General features: G+C 67.8%; 16 protein-coding genes and 4 pseudogenes. 9 read left to right on the forward strand and 11 right to left on the reverse strand.

What is annotated here, in order from left to right; genetic code table 11:
- Positions 1-17: 17 nt before the first annotated feature.
- Positions 18-2,189, reverse strand: coding sequence for an ATP-binding SpoIIE family protein phosphatase (locus tag OG798_RS55030; RefSeq protein ID WP_328760327.1), 2,172 nt, complete (start codon positions 2,187-2,189; stop codon positions 18-20).
- A gap of 1,095 nt (positions 2,190-3,284) precedes the next feature.
- Between OG798_RS55030 and OG798_RS55035 the strand changes: the two genes are divergently transcribed.
- Positions 3,285-3,545, forward strand: coding sequence for a hypothetical protein (locus OG798_RS55035; RefSeq protein ID WP_443054253.1), 261 nt, complete (start codon positions 3,285-3,287; stop codon positions 3,543-3,545).
- A gap of 135 nt (positions 3,546-3,680) precedes the next feature.
- Here OG798_RS55035 and OG798_RS55040 read toward each other — a convergent pair whose 3' ends face one another.
- The 4 genes and pseudogenes from OG798_RS55040 to OG798_RS57020 all read right to left on the reverse strand — a co-directional run.
- Complete coding sequence (locus tag OG798_RS55040) at positions 3,681-3,926, reverse strand: type II toxin-antitoxin system RelE family toxin (protein WP_328760329.1); 246 nt, start codon at positions 3,924-3,926, stop codon at positions 3,681-3,683.
- On the reverse strand, positions 3,923-4,183 hold the full coding sequence (locus OG798_RS55045; RefSeq protein WP_328760331.1) for a type II toxin-antitoxin system Phd/YefM family antitoxin: 261 nt from the start codon (positions 4,181-4,183) through the stop codon (positions 3,923-3,925). Before OG798_RS55045 ends, OG798_RS55040 begins: the two co-directional genes overlap by 4 nt.
- Before the next feature lie 157 nt (positions 4,184-4,340).
- Positions 4,341-4,575: pseudogene (locus tag OG798_RS55050) on the reverse strand (hypothetical protein); the annotation flags it as partial.
- Positions 4,571-5,014 (reverse strand): annotated as a pseudogene (locus OG798_RS57020) (winged helix-turn-helix domain-containing protein); the annotation flags it as partial. The pseudogenes OG798_RS55050 and OG798_RS57020, both read right to left, overlap by 5 nt.
- On the opposite strand from OG798_RS57020, the pseudogene OG798_RS55055 reads away from it, so the two are divergent.
- Positions 4,998-5,219, forward strand: a pseudogene (locus OG798_RS55055) (FCD domain-containing protein); the annotation flags it as partial. The pseudogenes OG798_RS57020 and OG798_RS55055 sit on opposite strands and share 17 nt — an antisense overlap.
- Before the next feature lie 351 nt (positions 5,220-5,570).
- Here OG798_RS55055 and OG798_RS55060 read toward each other — a convergent pair.
- Entirely contained in the window at positions 5,571-7,244 is a 1,674-nt protein-coding gene (locus OG798_RS55060; protein ID WP_328760332.1) for a sigma-54-dependent Fis family transcriptional regulator, read from the reverse strand.
- Positions 7,245-7,537: 293 nt separating this feature from the next.
- Here OG798_RS55060 and OG798_RS55065 point away from each other — a divergent pair, with 293 nt between their 5' ends.
- The 7 genes from OG798_RS55065 (at position 7,538) to OG798_RS55095 (ending at position 14,821) form a co-directional block, all read left to right on the forward strand.
- The gene (locus tag OG798_RS55065; protein ID WP_328760333.1) at positions 7,538-8,563 is read left to right on the forward strand and encodes an NAD(P)-dependent alcohol dehydrogenase; all 1,026 of its coding nucleotides are present in this window, start codon (positions 7,538-7,540) and stop codon (positions 8,561-8,563) included.
- A 20-nt stretch (positions 8,564-8,583) separates the two neighbouring features.
- Positions 8,584-10,197: an extracellular solute-binding protein gene (locus tag OG798_RS55070; protein ID WP_328760335.1), complete on the forward strand. Its 1,614-nt coding sequence runs from the start codon at positions 8,584-8,586 to the stop codon at positions 10,195-10,197.
- Positions 10,198-10,267: 70 nt separating this feature from the next.
- Positions 10,268-11,146 (forward strand): carbohydrate ABC transporter permease, encoded by an 879-nt coding sequence (locus OG798_RS55075; RefSeq protein WP_328760336.1) that lies wholly within the window; start codon positions 10,268-10,270, stop codon positions 11,144-11,146.
- Positions 11,143-11,988, forward strand: a complete 846-nt coding sequence (locus OG798_RS55080) for a carbohydrate ABC transporter permease (RefSeq protein WP_328760337.1) — start codon at positions 11,143-11,145, stop codon at positions 11,986-11,988. The genes OG798_RS55075 and OG798_RS55080 overlap by 4 nt, the downstream gene beginning before the upstream one ends.
- A complete protein-coding gene (locus OG798_RS55085; RefSeq protein WP_328760338.1) occupies positions 11,985-13,073 on the forward strand; it encodes an ABC transporter ATP-binding protein in 1,089 nt (362 codons plus the stop codon). The genes OG798_RS55080 and OG798_RS55085 overlap by 4 nt, the downstream gene beginning before the upstream one ends.
- Before the next feature lies 1 nt (position 13,074).
- Positions 13,075-14,154 (forward strand): ABC transporter ATP-binding protein, encoded by a 1,080-nt coding sequence (locus OG798_RS55090; protein ID WP_328760340.1) that lies wholly within the window; start codon positions 13,075-13,077, stop codon positions 14,152-14,154.
- 334 nt (positions 14,155-14,488) lie between these two features.
- Complete coding sequence (locus tag OG798_RS55095; protein WP_328760342.1) at positions 14,489-14,821, forward strand: putative quinol monooxygenase; 333 nt, start codon at positions 14,489-14,491, stop codon at positions 14,819-14,821.
- A 147-nt stretch (positions 14,822-14,968) separates the two neighbouring features.
- On the opposite strand, the gene OG798_RS55100 is transcribed toward OG798_RS55095, so the two are convergent.
- From OG798_RS55100 to OG798_RS57025, 5 genes and pseudogenes are all read right to left on the reverse strand, one after another.
- Entirely contained in the window at positions 14,969-15,211 is a 243-nt protein-coding gene (locus OG798_RS55100; protein WP_328760343.1) for a hypothetical protein, read from the reverse strand.
- A gap of 26 nt (positions 15,212-15,237) precedes the next feature.
- Positions 15,238-15,369, reverse strand: coding sequence for a hypothetical protein (locus tag OG798_RS55105; RefSeq protein WP_328760344.1), 132 nt, complete (start codon positions 15,367-15,369; stop codon positions 15,238-15,240).
- A 22-nt stretch (positions 15,370-15,391) separates the two neighbouring features.
- On the reverse strand, positions 15,392-15,898 hold the full coding sequence (locus tag OG798_RS55110; RefSeq protein ID WP_328760345.1) for a Mu transposase domain-containing protein: 507 nt from the start codon (positions 15,896-15,898) through the stop codon (positions 15,392-15,394).
- Positions 15,899-15,977: 79 nt separating this feature from the next.
- On the reverse strand, positions 15,978-17,192 hold the full coding sequence (locus OG798_RS55115) for an IS4 family transposase (protein WP_328760575.1): 1,215 nt from the start codon (positions 17,190-17,192) through the stop codon (positions 15,978-15,980).
- Between the two features lie 70 nt (positions 17,193-17,262).
- Positions 17,263-17,781: pseudogene (locus OG798_RS57025) on the reverse strand (transposase); the annotation flags it as partial.
- Between the last annotated feature and the right edge of the window lie 634 nt (positions 17,782-18,415).

The following is an 18,415-nucleotide window of genomic DNA, read 5'->3' on the forward strand; positions in this document are numbered from 1 at the left end:
AGCGCCGAGGGCCTCACCTACAAGAAGGCCTGCGCCAGGGATCCCCCAGAGTCGTTCAACTCGGCCCAGACCGTCTTACCGCGCCGGGCATGGCGCGTTCCCCAGTGCTCGGCGAGCTGGGCAACCAGGAACAGGCCGCGACCACCCTCGTCGAAGACTCGGGCCCGGCGCAGATGCGGGGTTGTGCTGCTGGCATCGGAGACCTCGCACAGGAGGGCGCGGTCGCGAATCAGGCGCAGTCGGATGGGAGGCCGACCATAGCGGATGGCGTTGGTAACCAGTTCGCTGACCACCAGCTCGGTGCTGAAGCCGAGCTGCTCCAGTCCCCAGGTGCTCAACTGCTTGGAGACCCTCGACCGTGTCAAGGAGACGGCGGCGGGGTCGGCGTCCAGATCCCAGGTGGCGACCTGGTCGGCCCCGAAGGCGCGGGGGCGGGCCAGGAGCAGTGCGACGTCGTCGTCAGGTCGAGCGGGCAGCAGGGCTTCGAGCACGGTGTCGCAGGTGGCCTCCAGGGAGGGAGGAGACTGGGCGAGGGCTTGGCTCAGCGCGGTGAGGCCCTCGTCGATGTCGTGGTCGCGGGCCTCGATGAGGCCGTCGGTGTACAAGGCCAGGATGCTGCCTTCGGGCAGGTCGAACTCCGCCGCTTCGAACGGGAGGCCGCCCAGGCCCAGCGGCGGGCCGGGGGGCAGGTCGAGGACGTCGACGGTGCCGTCCTGGCGCACCAAGACGGGCAACACATGGCCGGCGCGAGCGAGTGTGCAGCGGCGGGAGACGGGATCGTAGACGGCATACAGGCAGGTGGCACCGACGTCGCCGTCGGCTTCGATGTCCGGGTCGGTGGAGGCTTCGCCGGAGAGGCGGATGACGACGTCGTCGAGGTGGGTGAGGAGTTCGTCGGGCGGCAGGTCGATATCGGCCAGGGTGCGGACCGCGGCGCGCAGTCGGCCCATGGTGGCGGCGGCGGGGATGCCGTGGCCGACCACGTCGCCCACGACGAGGGCCACGCGGGCTCCGGACAGCGGGATGATGTCGTACCAGTCACCGCCCACACCTACCTGCCCGCCGGCGGGCAGGTAGCGGGAGGCGACCTCCATGGCGGACTGCTGTGGCGCATGGCGCGGGAGCAGGCTGCGCTGCAGGGCGAGAGCGGTGGCGCGCGCGTGCGTGTAGCGGCGGGCGTTGTCGACGGCCACCGCTGCTCTGGCGGTCATCTCCTGGGCGAGGAGGAGGTCCTCGTCGTCGAAGGGGTCCGGGTTACGGCGGCGGAAGAACTGCACGACGCCCAGGGTGGCGCCACGGGCGCACAGCGGCACCACCAGCGTCGAGTGGATGCCGTGGGCGTTGGTGGCGAGGCTGCGATCCGGGGCCGCCGCCGGCCAGTCCGAGGCGGGGACGTCGAAGGGGTGGAGGGAGGGATGTCCGGTAGCCAAGGCGTACGCGTGCGGCGATCCATCGGGGTAGGTGTGGAGCTGTTGCGGCTGGATCGTCGATTCCGGGCAGCAGTCCCGCACTGACTGCCGGGCTACCCGGCGCATCACGGGCGGGTCCGGTGCCGAGGTGTCCTGTCCTCGGAAAGCCGAGTCGAGCAGGTCTACGGTGACAAGGTCGGCGAAGTGCTCGGTGGCGAGATCCGCCAGCTCCTGGGTGGTGCGGGCGATGTCCAGGGTGGTCCCGATGCGTTTGCTCGCCTCGTTGACCATGGACAGCCGCCACTGCACGCGGCGGTCCCGCTCCTCCTGGAACACCACGACGCGCTGCTCGGAGACGCGGTCCGCATACCTGGTCGTCTTGTCGATCAGCTTGCGTGTCGCCGCGCTGATCAGCTCGACATCGCCCGTGAGCCTGGACATCCGCTCGAGCAACCGGTCGAGCATGACGCTCTGCCCGAGCCGGAGACCCCGCAGCATCAGGCTCATGGGCTTTCCGCGCCGAGCCAGCCACCGCGCGCGCTCCAGCTCGGCGGGCGGCATCTCGACCTCGCTCGGCTCGATACCGCGTTCAAGGCCGAACAGCAGGGCGGTGACGTGGTCGGCGACGTTCGCCAACGTCAGGTTGGTGATGTCCGGGTCTTCCCACAGTTCGGGGACTTCACGCCGCAAGCACCGCTTCACGTCGTCGATCAGCTGGTCCGCGTCCAAACGGAACTCATACGCGACATGGGACACAAGACTGTTCGGGGTGAAGTCCACAAACAAGACGTTACGCCGTCAGGCGCGTATGGCTTGCCGCGGATGCCCGACTCCGTGCGCGGACCGTGGCCCGCAGGCCGATCCGTACGTCACCTGGCTGCCGACGGGCGGTCCGAACGGGACAATCTTGGTCCAGGCCTACAGCGACAAACAACTGCACGAGAGCACGGACAACGGCGCGACCTGGGTACACATGTTCTCCAACACCGCCAGCGGCTACAGCCGCGGCCGCTCCCCCTCTCCGACGGCAAGAGCCTCCTCTGGTCACCCTGGCGGCGTCCTGACCACCAACGGCGCCAACAAGGTGGCTACGGCATCGACGACTACGGCGGCGGCATCTCGACCGGCGCCACGTACAAGATGCGGAACAACCTGAGCTCACAGGTGCTGGGCGTGCCCAACACCAGCGCCGGATCCGAGGTCGTCCACAGGTCTCGGGCCGGGTCGGCAAGGGCGGGGAGGCAGCGTCAGGTGCCGATCCGCCCGCCGCTCTTCCCTCGCTGTGCGGAACCGCCGCCTCCCTGCTGGACCCGCGGTTGCCCGCCCGGACATGGACGGCAACGAGGTGCTGATCGCCTTCGCTGATCGTCATCATGCGCGGCATTGCATCACTTCCTGGTGAATACTGCTGACCGGCGGTGATCTCTATTTGCCGGAGCCGGCGGTGAGGCCACTGATGAGGTGGCGTCACCGATGACGTACAGGGCGAGGACCGGCAGGGTGGCCAGGGACTCGCGTCGGGTGCAGACGGCAGCGACCGGCAGCGCCGATTCAGAGGATCCGATCGAGCTTCCCATGGAGGCGATAGATCTTGACGCCTTCCGGCACGCCCACCAGGGCGACACGTTCTGGTGCGGGTTGTGGCTGGGCGGCTGCGGCATCCGGCTGACGACCAAGCTGTACGTGGATAGGGCCTGCCACTTTGCTCATGTGCCGCGTCCGAACGTGCCGGACTCGCCGTGCCGCCCGCGAAGAACGGCACGGAGTGGCCCGGTCGTGCTTCCCCGCTGCTGGTGGGCTCCGCCCCTGGATGGGCCAGCCCCTGTGTGGACCCCAGGCGTGCGTCGATGCGGGATCAGGTTTCCTTCCGATTCCTTGAGGTCCACCTGGTACCGCGGCGGTGGCATCGTAGACCGCTGGTACTCCGGCGACGCCCTGGTCAGCGGCCACCCCACCTCGCGGATACTGGGACCGCAGCTGCTGCCCGCCATGTTCCACGCCGAGCGCGCGAACGCCCTCGCGTCGCTGAAGCTCATCGAGGCACTCTCGGCGGACGTCCTGCTGCCCGGTCACGGCCCGGTGCACCGCGGATCCGTGAGCGAGGCGGCCCAGCGCGCCCGGGCACTCGCCAACTGACGGCCTCCGTGAGCCCGCCGACTCAGGGCCGCGGGGTTCCCGGCTGGACGGTGTCGAGGTAGGCCCGCAGCGCGTCCCGGTTGCGGGCCAGGCAGTCGATGCGGCTCTGGATGCGCCTTCGGTCATCGTTCCCGTTCAGCGCACGCGACCCAGATGGATCACGCTGACGCGGATCTGCTGGTCGCTGATCTCATACATGACTCGATAGATCCCGACATGGATGCGCAGCAGGTCGGCGCTGCCGAATGCCCCCTCCGGGCGGGGATTGTCAGCCAGGCGCTCGACGGCGGTGAACACCTGCCGCACACCGTGGGGGTCATCCTTGGCGAACCGCTCCGCCCGGGCGAGGGCTTCGGGCTCCCAGATGACCTCGTAGCTCACGCCTCACCCTCGCCGAACACGCGCCGGTAGGCCTCATGGTGCGGGACGCCGACGTCTTCGCCGCGGGCCTGGCGCGCGTGGTAGGCGGCCAGTGCCCGCAGTTCTTGCAGTTCGAGGGCGTCGGCGGGGCTGACCAGTATGGCCACGGTCTGCCCATGATCGGTGATGGTGACCGGTTCACGGGTGGCGCTGACCTCGCGTGCGATGGCGCCCAGCCGGGCGCGGGCTTCCACGATCGAATAGGTCGTCTCAGTCATGCACACCACCTTACAGGAGTGTGCACTTTCGGGAATGGCTGTGCCGTGCGGCGCATGTGCGGAGCGACACTTGCTGCGTCTGATGCGGTCATGCCATGGAGGTGGGTCGTGGCCCTGATTTCCTTGGGCCGGCGGATGCGGACGGGCTTCGGCCTGATCAGCGGGCCGTGGGTGTGCGCACGGTCATGGTGATCTTCCAGTCGCCCGCCATGGGGATCTGCACGCCGCTCGCCGACCAGTGTCCGGTGGCGATGCGGTCGGGTACGACGGGCAGCAGGCCGATGCTTGTGGCGTCGAGGGTGAAGGCGACCTTCACCTCGGGGCACGTCGAAGGCCCTGCCATGGGGACGCACCACATAGACGTGCATCTCGTTGCCGCCGACGCGGGCCGGGCCGCAACCTGATGTAGTCGCACTCGGACAGACTGCGACGCTCGCCTTTGTCTCCGTTGTGTCGCCGCATTCGATAACACAGGCGGGGCCGGGAGCCCGGCCGCATCGCGATCAGTCCGGCGACTGATACGCGCCCGGAGCCACGCGCGCTGACCTTCACCACCGGGGTGACGCCGCGCCGTCCCCAGGTGCGCCCCCTCGGCGGTCTGCGGGTGAAGCCGGCTTCGTCCTCGAAACAGCCCCATCCACCGCAGGCCGCCCGCGCACTCTTACCTCCGCCCAGGTCGCCTCCTTCCAGGCGGCAACCGCTCCCTCGTCGCGCTAGCGGCCTGCCGAATGGGGACCTGCGGGGTGAAGCCGAGCTGGCGCACCAGCCGGGTGGCCCCCGAGACGCTGTGGAGACGTGGAATTTCTGGCCGATCAACCCCGTCCTCCTGGAGACCTTCGACTGGATGTGGACCGCGAGCGAGCCGGCTCGCCGCTGGTCGGCGCACCGCCACCCCGACCGGGACGACGTTGGCGAGCACGGCCGGCTGGAGGAGGCCGCGCTGGCCCGCGACGCCGACACCGTGACCGAGGTACTGGCCCAACACCTCACCCTGACCGCGGCCGGACTGACCGGCTGCACCCCCACGAACCCGTGAAGGAAGCCTGACGCGCCTCACCCTCCTGGCGGAGGGCGTCGTCGCCCGGGCCGTCGAGCCCGCGTCGGTGACGACAGAGCCGCGCTGCTGTTTCTCGTCAACATCCACGGGCCTCAAGGCCCCTGACTGCTGCCCAAACCACCGGACAAATTGCTGCCGCTGGAAGCGGACAGAGCCACCCGAGCCTAGTCACGCGTCTGCGACGGTCGTGGGTGATCTGCGACAGCGCCGGCTGCTACCCGTTCTCCTCCGACGACAACGGACACCTGTACCGCTCGCAAACGACCGTGACTTGTCCATGCGGTGTACTCGCCCGCCCGCCCGGCTGCCCAATGCCCCGGAGGCAGCCCGTCAAGTCAGGCTCGACGGGACGATCCCGTAACGGCGCATCTTGCGGTACATCGTGGCGCGGGAGATCCCGAGGTCCTGCGCGGTCCGCTGGACGTTGGAGTTGCGGTCCATCAGCCCACGCAGAATGGCGTCGCGTTCCAGCGCCTCGATGGTGGTCAGGACCTTGTGCGAAGACGCCCGGCATTCCGGCGGTAGGTCCTCCACGTGGATCACGCGGCCGGAAGGCCGCCGTGCCAGGCCGCGGATCACCGACTCGAGTTGCCGGACGTTCTCCGGCCAGGGGCATCGCAGAAGCAGGGCCAGCGCATCTGGGGAGAACGTGCTCTCGCCGCTCGGCCGGTACTTGCGCAGGAACAACCGCGCCAAGTGCTCGATGTCCCCATAGCGATGGCGTATGGGCGGCACCTCCACGGTGGCACCGCGGAACTGGTCCGGCTGGTCGTCGGTGCTGACCATCGACGGCTGGCTGGTCATCACCAATTGCCCCGTGGCGGTGCCGTCCAAGTGCGTCAACAGGCTCCTCAGCCGCCGCAGTAGCTGGTCACCCAACAAGTGGACGTCGCACAGGAGGAGCACCCTGGACGGCACGGCAAGCAGCTCTCCGATGTCGTGCAGCCAGCGCTCGGTGACGGCTGCCGAATCCGACGGCGGCGGTTCCGCCATTTCCAGCCGACGTCCGGCGCCATGGGCCCGGTGCAGGGCCTCGACCAGCGTCCTCTTGCCGACGCCGACTTCGCCCAGGAGATGAAGCCACGTCCCGGCCATGAACGCCGCTTCGCTGTCGGCGACGGCGCGCAGCCACTGCGGGGACGAGCCGACCAGTCCCAGGACCGGCCGAGCAGGTGTGGCGGAAACCGCAGGGCCGGGCTGGGAGCGTCCGATCAGCCGGACTCGGAAGACGGCGCCCGCGTCGCTGTCCTCGCGCCGACAGCGACTGACCCTGAGTTCGGCTACCCGTCCCGAGGGCAGGGCGATGCTGCGGGTCCCTTCAAGCCGGGGATGGTCGGCGATCTCACGGGCGTGGTCGAGCAGCGCATAGTGATCCGGCCCGGTCACGGCGGCACTGAGCTGTTCGTTCATCATGACTACATCGCGGTTGAGAGCCAGCACGGGTCCCGGCCGCGCCGAGGAGCACGCCTCCATGTAGTCCTGGAAAAGAGCCCGCTCGCGCCGCGAGGTGATCGCCGCGATTTCAGCCTCGATCTGGGCCGCAACCGAGCGGGCGAAAGCCATCAGCATGCCGTCGGAGCCCTGACGGATGGTAGTGAGGTTGAAGGCTCCCAGCAGGGTGCGCCGGGTGGGATGCAGGATCGGTACGGCCGCACAGTGGAAGTCCCGCAGTGCCTCGACGTAGTGCTCCATCCCGGCGATCATGACCGGGCGGCCGCTGGCCAGCGCGGTCCCGATGCCGTTGGTGCCCACGTAGCGCTCGGCGAACACATGGCCCGGGGCCAGGTGCACGCGGTTGAGGGTCGTCGTCAGCCCCTCGTGGGAGACCTTCCGGGAGAGGACCACGCCGTTGCGGTCTGTGATCATCGTGGAGACCGGGTCGTCGGCGAGTTGCTCGTGCAGCCTGGCCAGGATCGGCAGCGCCGCCCTGGCGAGGGGGCTGTCCAGATTGGGGTTGTCCAGGTACGGAGCGTCGAGGCTGCCCGGCTTCACCTCGTATTCCATAGAGCGATGCCATGAGGCGACCACGAGCGGCCGTGCGCTTGGCTCCTTGGTGACTTCCAGGTAGAGCTCTTTGGCTGCTCTCAGTGAGCTTCCGGGTTGTTGGCGGGGCATTAACACTCCCGTACGGCGCGCGTCACAATCCCTCGGTGCAGTGATTGGACCAGCTCGACGGCGTGACGCCTACGGCATGTATCACATTGAGACATTCGCGGACGGATTCTGAGACATCGACCTGCGATCGGTGACCTGTGTAATCGGCGCACCACCCACCCGCCGACTCGCAGGGAGCCGCTATGAAAGCCGTGCAGGTCATCGAGTACGACGAGCCGCCCGTGTTCGTGGACGTGCCGGACCCGCAGATCACCCGTCCGCTGGATGTGATCGTGAAGATCGGGGGCGCCGGTGTCTGCCGGACCGATCTGCACATCCTCGAAGGACAGTGGAAGGAAAGGAGCGGGGTCGCCCTTCCGTACACGATCGGTCACGAGAACGCCGGTTGGGTCGCGGAGGTCGGGCAGGCCGTCACCAACGTCAAGGTCGGTGACCCGGTCATCCTGCACCCGCTGGTGACCTGCGGTCTGTGCCGCGCCTGCCGGGCCGGCGACGACGTGCACTGCATGAACTCGACCTTCCCCGGGATCGACACCGACGGGGGCTACGCCGAGTACCTGAAGACCACCGCCCGCTCGGTCGTGCCTCTCGACCCGTCCCTCGAGCCGGCCTCGGTGGCGGCCCTGGCCGACGCCGGGCTCACGGCGTACCACGCCGTCGCCAAGGCGGCCCGGGTGCTGCGGCCCGGTGACAAGGCCGTGGTCATCGGCGCCGGCGGACTCGGACACATTGGCATCCAGGTGCTGCGGGCCCTGTCGCCGGTCGAGATGATCGTCATCGACCGCAGCCCCGAGGCCCTCGCGCTGGCCAAGGAGCTCGGCGCCGACCACACGCTCGTCGCGGACGGCAGCGAAGCCGACCGCGTACGGGACCTCACCGCGGGGCACGGGGCGGAGGCCGTCCTGGACTTCGTCGGTGAGGGCGGCGCCGTCGAGACGGGCATGGCCTGCCTGCGCCGCAACGGCAACTACTACGTCATCGGCTACGGCGGCCACCTCCACGTGCCGACGATCGAAGTCATCTCCACGGAGATCAACTTCATCGGCAACCTCGTCGGGTCCTACAACGACCTCTCCGAGCTGATGGTCCTGGCGGCCCAGGGCAAGGTCAGCCTGCACACCCAGCGCTACCCCCTCGCGTCCTTCCAGGACGCCCTCGCCGACCTGGCCGCCGGTGCCGTACGCGGCCGAGCGATCTTGATCCCCTGACACGTCCAAGGAGCACTTCCATGCGCACGAGACCCTACAAGCGGTTCGCCGCCGTCGCGGCCGTCGCGGCCCTGACCGCCACCGCGTGCACCGCCGCCCAGGACCAGGCACAGCAAAAGCCGAAGGAGAAGGCCCCGCTCTTCAGGCTCAACTCGGAGATCAGCTACAAGAAGTACGGCAAGGACTACCCGGACACCAAGGTGGAGGACTTCCCGGGGCCGTGCAGCTATGAGGCGATCAGCCGGAAGGACTACTCCGGGCAGACGCTGAAGATCATCAGCCATGCCGTCCCGGTCATCGGCGAGCCGACCCAGCTGCACGCCAAGCAGTTCGAGGACATCACCGGCGGGAAGGTCGAGGTGGTCAACGTCCCCTTCGGCGAGCTGCATCAGAAGATCCTCACGCCCCTCCAGGCGGGCCAGCCCGCCTACGACGTGATGTTCTACCCCTCGCTGTGGATCGGCGACATGGCCCCGTACCTCGCGCCGGTGCCGCAGAAGTATCTGGACACTCCCGGCATGAAGGACGTCACGGGTACCTATAAGAACGTGGCGACTTGGAACGGAAAGGTCGTGCAGTACCCCATGGACGGGGACCGGCACTACCTCAAGGTCCGCAGCGACGTGCTGAACGACCCCAAGCAGCAGGCGGCCTACAAGGCGGCCACGGGCAAGGAGCTGAGAGTTCCGAAAACCTGGGCCGAATACCAGGACGTCGCCAAGTTCTTCACCGGCAAGGACTTCGATGGCGACGGCAAGCGCAACTACGGCAGTGCCGAGGTGACCAAGCGCGACGATCTGACCTTCTCCGCGTTCATCAGCCGTGCAGCGCCGTACGTGAAGAACCCGGACGTCAAGGGCGGTGTCTTCTTCGACCTTGAGACCATGAAGCCGCTGATCAACACGCCCGGCTTCGTCCGCGCCCTGGACGACATGGTGAAGGCCAAGTCGACCTGGGCACCCGGTGGCGCCAACTTCGGCCTGGGAGACGAGATCTTCTCCTTCGGAGGCGGCCAGACGCTGATGTCGTACTCGTGGGACGACGCCTTCATCCAGGCCCAGCAGCCGGACAGCAGGATCCGCAACAAGGTGCAGGCGGCGCCACTGCCCGGATCCAGCGAGGTCTACAACCGCACCACCAAGTCGTGGGACACGAAGGCGAACCAGGCTCCCTACTTCACCTGGGGCTGGACTTCGGCGGTGGCCAAGGCCTCGCGCCACCAGGAGATGGCCTTTGACTACCTGTGCTTCTTCAGCAACGAGGCCAACACCGCCCTCGACCTGACCATCGGCCGGTTCGGCGTCAACCCCTACCGCTACTCCCACTTCGACCCGAACTTCTGGGAGAGGCTGGGCTGGGACCCGAAGGTAGCCAAGTCGTACGTGAAGACGCTCTCCGGCATGGAGGAGAGCCGCAACCGCGTCTTCGACCTGCGCGTTCCCGGTGTCAACCAGTACATGTCCGCGCTGGCCAACGGTGTCGCCACGGCTCTGGCCGGACAGAGCTCCCCCCAGCAGGCGCTGGACGGCGTGGCCAAGGAATGGTCCAAGATCACCGGCCAGATCGGCAAGGACAAGGTCCAGAGCGCCTATCGCAACGTGGTCGCGCTCGAGGACAACTCGATCCGACCGTAGGACGCCCCGGGTGGCCGGACCGGACCGGCCGGCCACCCGGGGGCGCCCGCCCCCTTCCGCAAGGAGAACCATGGACGGCCTGCGCCGGCACAAGAGCATGTTCCTGCTGCCGGGACTGCTCACGCTCTTTCTGATCATCATTTTCCCGCTTCTGTTCACCATCCGGGTCAGCTTCTCCGGCTGGAACGTCAGCAACCCTCAGATGGACTTCATCGGAGGCGCCAACTACACCGCGATGCTGGACGACAGCCGCTTCTGGGCCTCCATCACCCGGCTGATCCTGCTGGCAGGCGGCACGGTCCTGATCCAGTACGTCATCGGGTTCGGTATGGCCCTGCTGGTCTGGCGCGAGGCACGCGGCCGCAGATTCTGGCGGGTGCTGTTCCTCGTCCCCATGATGACTACGCCCGTGGTGATGGCCGCCATCTGGCAGACGATCTTCCATGAGTCGCTGGGGCCGGCGAACGATCTGCTGGGGATGCTGGGTCTGACGAAAGTTCCCTGGCTCACCGAGTCCGGTCCGGCGCTGGTCGCGCTGATGACCGTCGAGGTCTGGCAGTGGACCCCCTTCATGTTCCTGTTGCTGCTGGCCGGCCTGCTCAGCCTTCCCAAGGAACCGTTCATGGCCGCCGCGATCGACGGCGCCGGCACCTGGCGCACCTTCTGGAAGGTGACCTTCCCGCTGATGGCGCCGGTCTCGGTCGCGGCGGTCATCATCCGGCTGATCGAGGCGTCCAAGCTCTCCGACAGCGTCTATGTACTGACGTCCGGCGGGCCGGGCTCCTCCACGGAGACCCCGGGTTACTACCTCTACATCCAGGGGCTCCGCGATCAGCAGACCGGCTACGGCGGGGCGATGTCCCTGACCTACCTCGCCCTGATGATCGTCACGCTCACGGTCATCGCCGCCCTGCTCACCAGGGCCTTCAAGCTGAAGGGGGACTCATGAGGTCGCGCCTTTATCCCGTATTCAAGTACACCGTGATCGCCCTGTGGGCCTGCTTCGTCGCGGGACCGTTCTTCTGGGCGATGACGACCAGCTTCAAGAACGCCAACGCCGTCCAGGGCGGTCCCACCTACATCCCCTGGGTGCAGTACAAGCCCACCCTCACCGGCTGGCGCAACATCTTCGGCGGAGCCGGCGGTATCGATGTGATCGATCCCTTCGTCAACAGCGCGATCATCACCATCGCCGCGTCCGCCATCAGCCTGGCCCTGGGGTCCCTGGCCGCCTACGCGCTGTCCCGGTACCGGTTCAAGCTGGGCTTCATCAAGAACAGCGACATCGTCTTCTTCTTCGTCTCCCAACGGATCATGCCCCCCGTCGTCCTGGTGATCCCCTTCTTCTACCTCCTGCAGTGGGGTGGCCTCCTGGACAGCATCCCGGGCCTGGTCATCGTGACGGTCGCGCTGCTGCTGCCCATCGCGGTCTGGGTGATGGTGGACTTCTTCAACGGCATCCCCCGGGAGATCGACGAGATGGCGATGCTCGACGGCTGCCCCCCGTTCCAGACCTTCGTACGGGCGATCCTGCCGAACTCCCTGCCCGGGCTGACCGTGGCGGCGATGTTCTGCGCCGTGTTCGGCTGGAACGACTTCTTCTTCGCCTTCCGGCTGACCTTCACCGAGGTCCAGACCCTGCCCCAGGCGGTCGTCGCCCTCAACTCCTCCATTCCACCATGGTGGACGCTGTCCGCCGCCGCGCTCTTCGGCGTGGCGCCTCTGATCCTGCTCGCCCTCTGGGTGGAGCGCCTACTGTCCAAGGGGAACCTGTCGGGAGCCGTCCGATGAACCTCAGCGCCACTGATCTGTGCCTGACCGTCGACGGCGTCGACCACCTCAAGAACGTGACCGCCACCTTCCAGCCGGGACGGCTCCACACCGTCATCGGCCGGACGATGGCCGGGAAGACGACGCTGCTGCGGGCCCTGGCCGGCCTGCAGAAAGTGGACTCCGGCTCGCTGACCCGGGCGGGAACCGACTTCCTGAAGACGCCGGTGTGGCGGCGCGACACCGCCATGGTCTACCAGCAGTTCATCAACTACCCGCATCTCAATGTGTACAACAACGTGGCCTTCCCGCTGAAGCGGGCCGGGCTGTCACGGGACGAAATCCAGCGACGGGTCCGGCAGAGCCTGGCGAGCGTGGGGCTTGCAGACTTCGAGAAGCGCAAGCCCTCCCAACTCTCCGGCGGCCAGCAGCAGCGCGTCGCGATGGCTCGCGCCCTGGCCCGCGGTACCGGCATCCTCCTGCTCGACGAGCCACTCGCGAACCTGGACTACAAGTTGCGCGAACAACTGCGCGACGAGTTCAAGGCCCTCTTCTCGGACCAGGGCGACACGATCGTCATCTACACGACCACCGAACCCGCCGAGGCGATGATGCTCGGGGACGTGGTCCTGGTCATGCACGAGGGGCGGATCCTCCAGACCGGCACCCCGCAGGAGGTCTTCGAACGCCCGGCGACCACCACAGTGGCGTCCATCATCAACGACCCGCCCATGAACATCTTCGCGGGCCGGCTCGAGGGCGGCCAGGTCACAGTGGCCGGCTTCCAGGCCACGCACATCTCCGCGCACCTGGCCGACCTGCCCGACAGTGCCTACCAGTTCGGCCTGCGCGCCACCGACATCAGCCTGGCTTCCAGCGGGGTCGAGGGCGAAGTCACCTTCGTCGAGATATCCGGCTCCGAAACCTTCGTCCATGTGGTCGTCGGCGAGACCCCCTTCGTCGTACAGATCGAGGGCATCCACGACGTCGCCCTCGGCGACCTGGTCAAACTTCGGCTCCGACCCGACCGGTTGTTCGCCTTCGACGAGCAGGGGACGCTCGTGCGAACACCTTCATACGATCTCGCTTCAGTGGAAGGACGTTGACATGGCGCAGTTGGACATCATCGACGTCGGGCACGCGTACGCACCGGGTGCCGAGGAGGAGCGGTGGGCGCTCAAGCCGTTGAAGCTGACCTTCGAGTCCGGTAAAACGTATGCGCTGGTCGGACCCTCGGGCTGCGGCAAGACGACGCTGCTGAACATCCTGTCCGGCCTGATCAGACCATCCCGGGGACGGGTGCTGTTCGACGGCGTCGACGTCACCGCCCTGCCCACGAAGGCGCGCAACATCGCCCAGGTCTTCCAGTTCCCCGTCATCTACAAGTCGATGACGGTTTACGAGAACCTCGCCTTCCCGCTGCAGTGCCGGCGCTGGGACAAGGCGAGGATCGACGCCAAGGTCCGGCAGGTCGCCGAGGCCCTGGACCTGCACGACCGGCTGGGGCAGCCCGCTCGCGGGCTCACCGCCGACGACAAGCAGCTGATCTCACTCGGTCGCGGCCTGGTCCGTGACGATGTGGCGGCCGTCCTGATGGACGAGCCGCTCACGGTGATCGACCCGCAGCTGAAGCACTCGCTGCGGCGCAAGATCCGAGAGATCACCGAGCAGTTCCGGCCCACGGTGATCTACGTGACGCACGACCAGTACGAGGCGATGAGCTTCGCGCAGGAATTGCTGGTCATGAAGGACGGCCGTGCCGTGCAGCAGGGCACCCCGGAGCAGCTCTTCGAGGCGCCCTCGTCCGCCTACGTCGGCTACTTCATCGGCTCACCGGCGATGAACTTCCTGACCGTGGACCGGGGTGACGGGCCCTTCGCGCTGGGTGGCCGGACGCTGTCCGCTGCCTGGGACATCCCCCGGAGCACGACCGAGGTCCAGGTCGGCGTCCGGCCCGAGTACGTCAAGGTCGTCACGGACCCCGGCCCCAACACCTTCCCCGGCCGGCTGCGGAGCGTCAGCGATCACGGCGCGCAGCGTGTGCTCGAGGTCGAGGTCGCCGGGCAGCTCGTCAGGGCCAAAACGCCGCGCGAGGAGGGAGTTCCAGCGGGCGAGGAGGTCCTGGTGCACCTACCGCGCGCCAAGGTCCTTCCCTACGCGGACGGTCAGTTGGTACTCCGGTCGTAACGATCCGTCGGGCATGCCCGCGCCACCTGCCGCCGCGGCGCGTGGGGCGCCGCGGCCGTGCGGCGGAATGCCGCGACGCGTCCGGGTGTCGTGAGATCGGCGAGCCGACGACGGCAAGCCGACGTCGTACGATCATGTCGCCACGAGTCCTGGTGCCGCGGCCGGAAAGCAAGCAGAGTCCCTCCCGCCCATGGATGGGATCGTCGCCCCGCCCGTGCTGTACGCAACGCCTGTGTGATGCAGGTGGATGCTCTGCGCCGACCGGGCGACCGTTTCCCCCTCCGCCGCGCCACACGCGGCGGAGACGACGCACATACATCAGCGAAGGAATCCCGTGATCTTCATTACCGCCAAGTTCCGAGTCCGACCCGAGCACGCCGACCGCTGGCCCGAGATCACCGCCGACTTCACCCGGGCCACGCGCGCCAAGCCCGGCTGCCTGTGGTTCGACTGGTCGCGCAGCGTGGCGGACCCGACGGAGTACGTCCTGGTCGAAGCCTTCCGCGACGAAGAAGCCGCGGTCACGCATGTGCAGTCCGCGCACTTCAAGGCTGCGCAGCAGACGCTGCCACCCCATCTGGTCGAGACGCCGCGCATCGTGAACGTGACCATTCCGCAGGACGGCTGGTCGCTCCTCGGAGAGATGGCGGTCGCCGGACAGGAGTAACTCCTGGCTCAGGAGCAGCGGCCGCCGGAGGAAGCGGCCGGTGCGAGCGCTCACAGGGGTGCGGCCACGCCTCGGTGCCCGGCGGGATGTCGAGCCGGGCACCGGCCTGTCTGACGCAGCCTCACCGAGTGTCAGCGAACAGTGCGCTCACGGTATGACGGCTGCCGCCTCCCGGCTCCGTCTGCTGCGGCCGTCGGGGCACGGCAGGGCGAGTGCGGTCATTCCGAGGGCAAGGCCGAGCAGATTGCCTGCGATGTCCTGGGCAGCGTCGGCGGCGCGTAGCAGCCACGGCACGGCGTATTGAGCGGCCTCGATACCGAACGGCAGCGCGGCGGCCGCTGCTCCCGTCAGAACGGCACGTGCCCTCGGGCGGATCTGGGCGATGGCCACCCCCAGCGGGACGAACAGCGCGACATTCAGGCTCTGCTGGTTGACGGCGCCCAGTTCGGCAGGTCGGGGAAGGGTGGGTCGGTGCAGTCCTCGCTGTAGACCATGGTGACCCCGTCGTTTCCGCGCCAGCGGAGGTGGGTCAGGTCCGCGTACGGCATCGGGAGACCATCGGCGCCGTACTCACTCCGTGCTTTCCTCCTCGTCTCGTGGGGGAACATGCCGCAGCCGTTCGGCCACGGCGGCATAGTGGGACAGGTCGATCACGACCCGTTCCGCGGTCGACCCGGTCGCCTGCCCTCGCGCAGCCGCCCGGCCTCGGCCAGCGCGGCCTCGCTGGGCGGGCGGCGGACCTTGGGCTTGCAGCGCCCGGTCGGAGAAGGACGCCAGCACGGACCGCTCCAGCGCGATCACGTGGCCGGCGTCGCGGACGGTCTGGCGGGACCCGCGGACCGCCTTGCGGTGCCGGGCGATCACGGCCCGCCCGGTGGTGGCGATGCTGAGGAAGTCCTCGCCCAGGCGGCAGGTCACCATCACCCGGGCGCCGGGCAGGCCCGGCGAGATGGAGTAGAAGTTGCCCTCGAAGGGCACCAGGCTCTGCGCGGTCACGGTCCGTTCCACCGACAGCTCCGCGGGGAACGGCAGCACGGGCAGCGCCAACAGCAGCTCGGCTGCAGCGAGTTCGGCCACCCTGGTCCGTGCTCCGTCGACGGTGCGGATGGCGTCCCGCCGGGTGCAACACCGTTGCCTTTGGCGGGAGATGCTGATGTCAAGGGACCCATCCATCTGGGATCACTTCGGTGTGGAGGGTGTACTTCTGGGCCTTCCGGGGGTGCCGTGTCCGGTTGAACGGGTACTTGCTGTACCTCTTCAGCATCCGTGACTTCACCCGCCACCGCCGTTGCTCTGGGACCAGGTTCGCCAAGACAACATGGCCGATAGCGCCGACCAGCGTCACCGGCTCGGTGATGGTGATGCCGTTCCCGGCGACGATCTGGTCGGCGGCAGCCTGCAGCAGGATCGTGAAGCTCACCTGCCGAGGAGACAGTTCGGGGTGTGCGGTGGTGAGGTCGCCGGCCATCCGGACCAAGGCCTGGTAGACGGTCAGCAGGGCATAGATCTCCTGCTCGAGGCCGGGGACCGTCCGGGACCGCAGGATGCGCCCGTCGAGGATGGTGGTCTTCAGCGAGAAGTAGCAGGTCTCCGCCTGCCACCGCCGGTGATAAAGCTCGATCAGCTCCATGGCGGGATGGCGCTCGGCGTCCAGGAGCGTGGTGAGCAGACGCCACAGCTCGGTGCGCCGGGTCCCGTCGGCGAGCGTGACGGTCACCCATGCCTCGATCACCCTCACCTCCAGGCGCTGCCCGTAGCCACGGCCTGCCCGGTAGTTGTTGGACTGGATGAAGGTCCGGTAGGAGCCGTCCGGCAGAGGATGCCGGATGGTCGGGCGGCGCTTGCGGGTGGACCGGAGCAGGAAGGCCGCGCCGGTGTCGGAGACAGCGGTCAGGAAGCCGACGGCGTCGTAGTAGGCGTCGGCGAGCAGGAGCATCGAACCGTCCAGGCTGCCCAGCAGGCGGTGGGCGTATGAGATCTCCCCGGTGCGGTCCGGGCCGAAAACCGCGTCGATCAGGGCACGGGTGCCGCATTCGACCAGGGCCACCAGGCGCACGATCGGGTAGCCGAACTCGCGCACAGGACCGATGTGCTTGGGATAGCGCCAGGTCACAGCGGGCTCGTCGGGGGCGTTCAGCGTGGTGCCGTCGATGGCGACCACGCGCCGCCCGCGGTAGAAGGCGCAGGTCTGGGCAGGGGTGGCCACCGGCCCGGCCAGAACGGTGAACAGGGCACGCAAGGGTGCGACGCCCAGTCGGCGGCGGGCCCGCGACAGAGACGACGCGCACGGATGAGCCACGACGGTATCGCCCAGGCCCACGGTGAGCTTGCCCCAGACGCCCTGATAGGAGGACCGTTCGAAGAAGGCCAGGGCAAGGACGAAGTACCCACGACCCGCGCCGGGAGCAGACGCAGCCGTTGTTCCCTCGCGGCGGTTTCCTCAGATGGCGCTCGGAGCGGTCGGGCCAGCGGGCCCGCAGATGCGCGGTGGTCTGTTCCGGGCTCCACTCCAGAACGAGTTTGGCCTGGACCTCGGCCCTCAGTTCGGGATCGGCGGCCAGCTTGGCACGGCAGGGGCGCCCGGCTCGTTCGCGGCAGCGGTCGTGGGCCAGGTCGGCGTCGTAGATCCCGTTGTCGTGCGGGCGGCTGTTGCGTCTCAACTCCCGGCTGACCGTCGACGGTGCGCGGCCGAGCCGACTGGCTATCTCACTGATGGTCAGGCCGCGTTCGCGCAGCGAGGCGATCCGTCGGCGCTCCAGCAGCGACAGGTACCGGCCAGACCGGGAGGACTCCGGAAGGTAGTGCGGCTGCAGACCTCCGTTCTCCGCCCGCCACCGGTACCCGGTTTTCCGTCCGATCCCGAGTTGCTTGCACGCGTCCACGGTGTCCACTCCGGCCGCCAACAGACGCCAGTACTCGGCTTCGAGCTCCAGCCTGCGCTTACGTCCCCGCCTCGCCATCAACACGCCTCACATGATCAAGGAATGTTGCGACAAGCGTTAGAACCCAAGGACCGATAAAGGGTCACGGTTCAAGGAACGGCGACACCTTCGGCGCCGGGGCCAAGCCCTGGGCCGCAGCGGGTGCGCGGAGGGGGCCTGTCGTGTGGCACAACGGGAGAACGACAGCCAGTTCACCCTGATCGCGCGCGGAAGCGGACTGAACCCCTCACCGGATGCAACCGTTGCTTCAGAAACGGGTCCTTCCTTCGCCTCGGGATGGCTACCGAGGCCCAGGCGGACCATCCACGGCGTTGGCATTCGACTCTCCGTGTCCGAAGGAGGTGGCATGCTTCCTCACCGCTCGGCCAGTCGGATGTCCACGGAGAGTGAGCCTCCTGTGTTCAGACACCAACAAAGCACTGACCCCTCTCGCCTCCAGGAGCGCGAAAAGCCAATAATTCCCGGCTCCGCGTACTTTCACATACTCATCACCGGGGGCGGTACTGCTGTCATCAACGGCGAAAAACTACCCTCTACGCGGGGACCTGTTCAGACCGCGGTACTGGACGTCCTTCATTCCCACGCTCAAGCGTCTGGTCATTTGGTCGAGGCTAAGATTCTTGATCAGCAACAGAAATCAGCATTTCACTTG

It is taken from the genome of Streptomyces sp. NBC_00271 (assembly GCF_036178845.1).
Classification (GTDB): Bacteria; Actinomycetota; Actinomycetes; order Streptomycetales; family Streptomycetaceae; genus Streptomyces.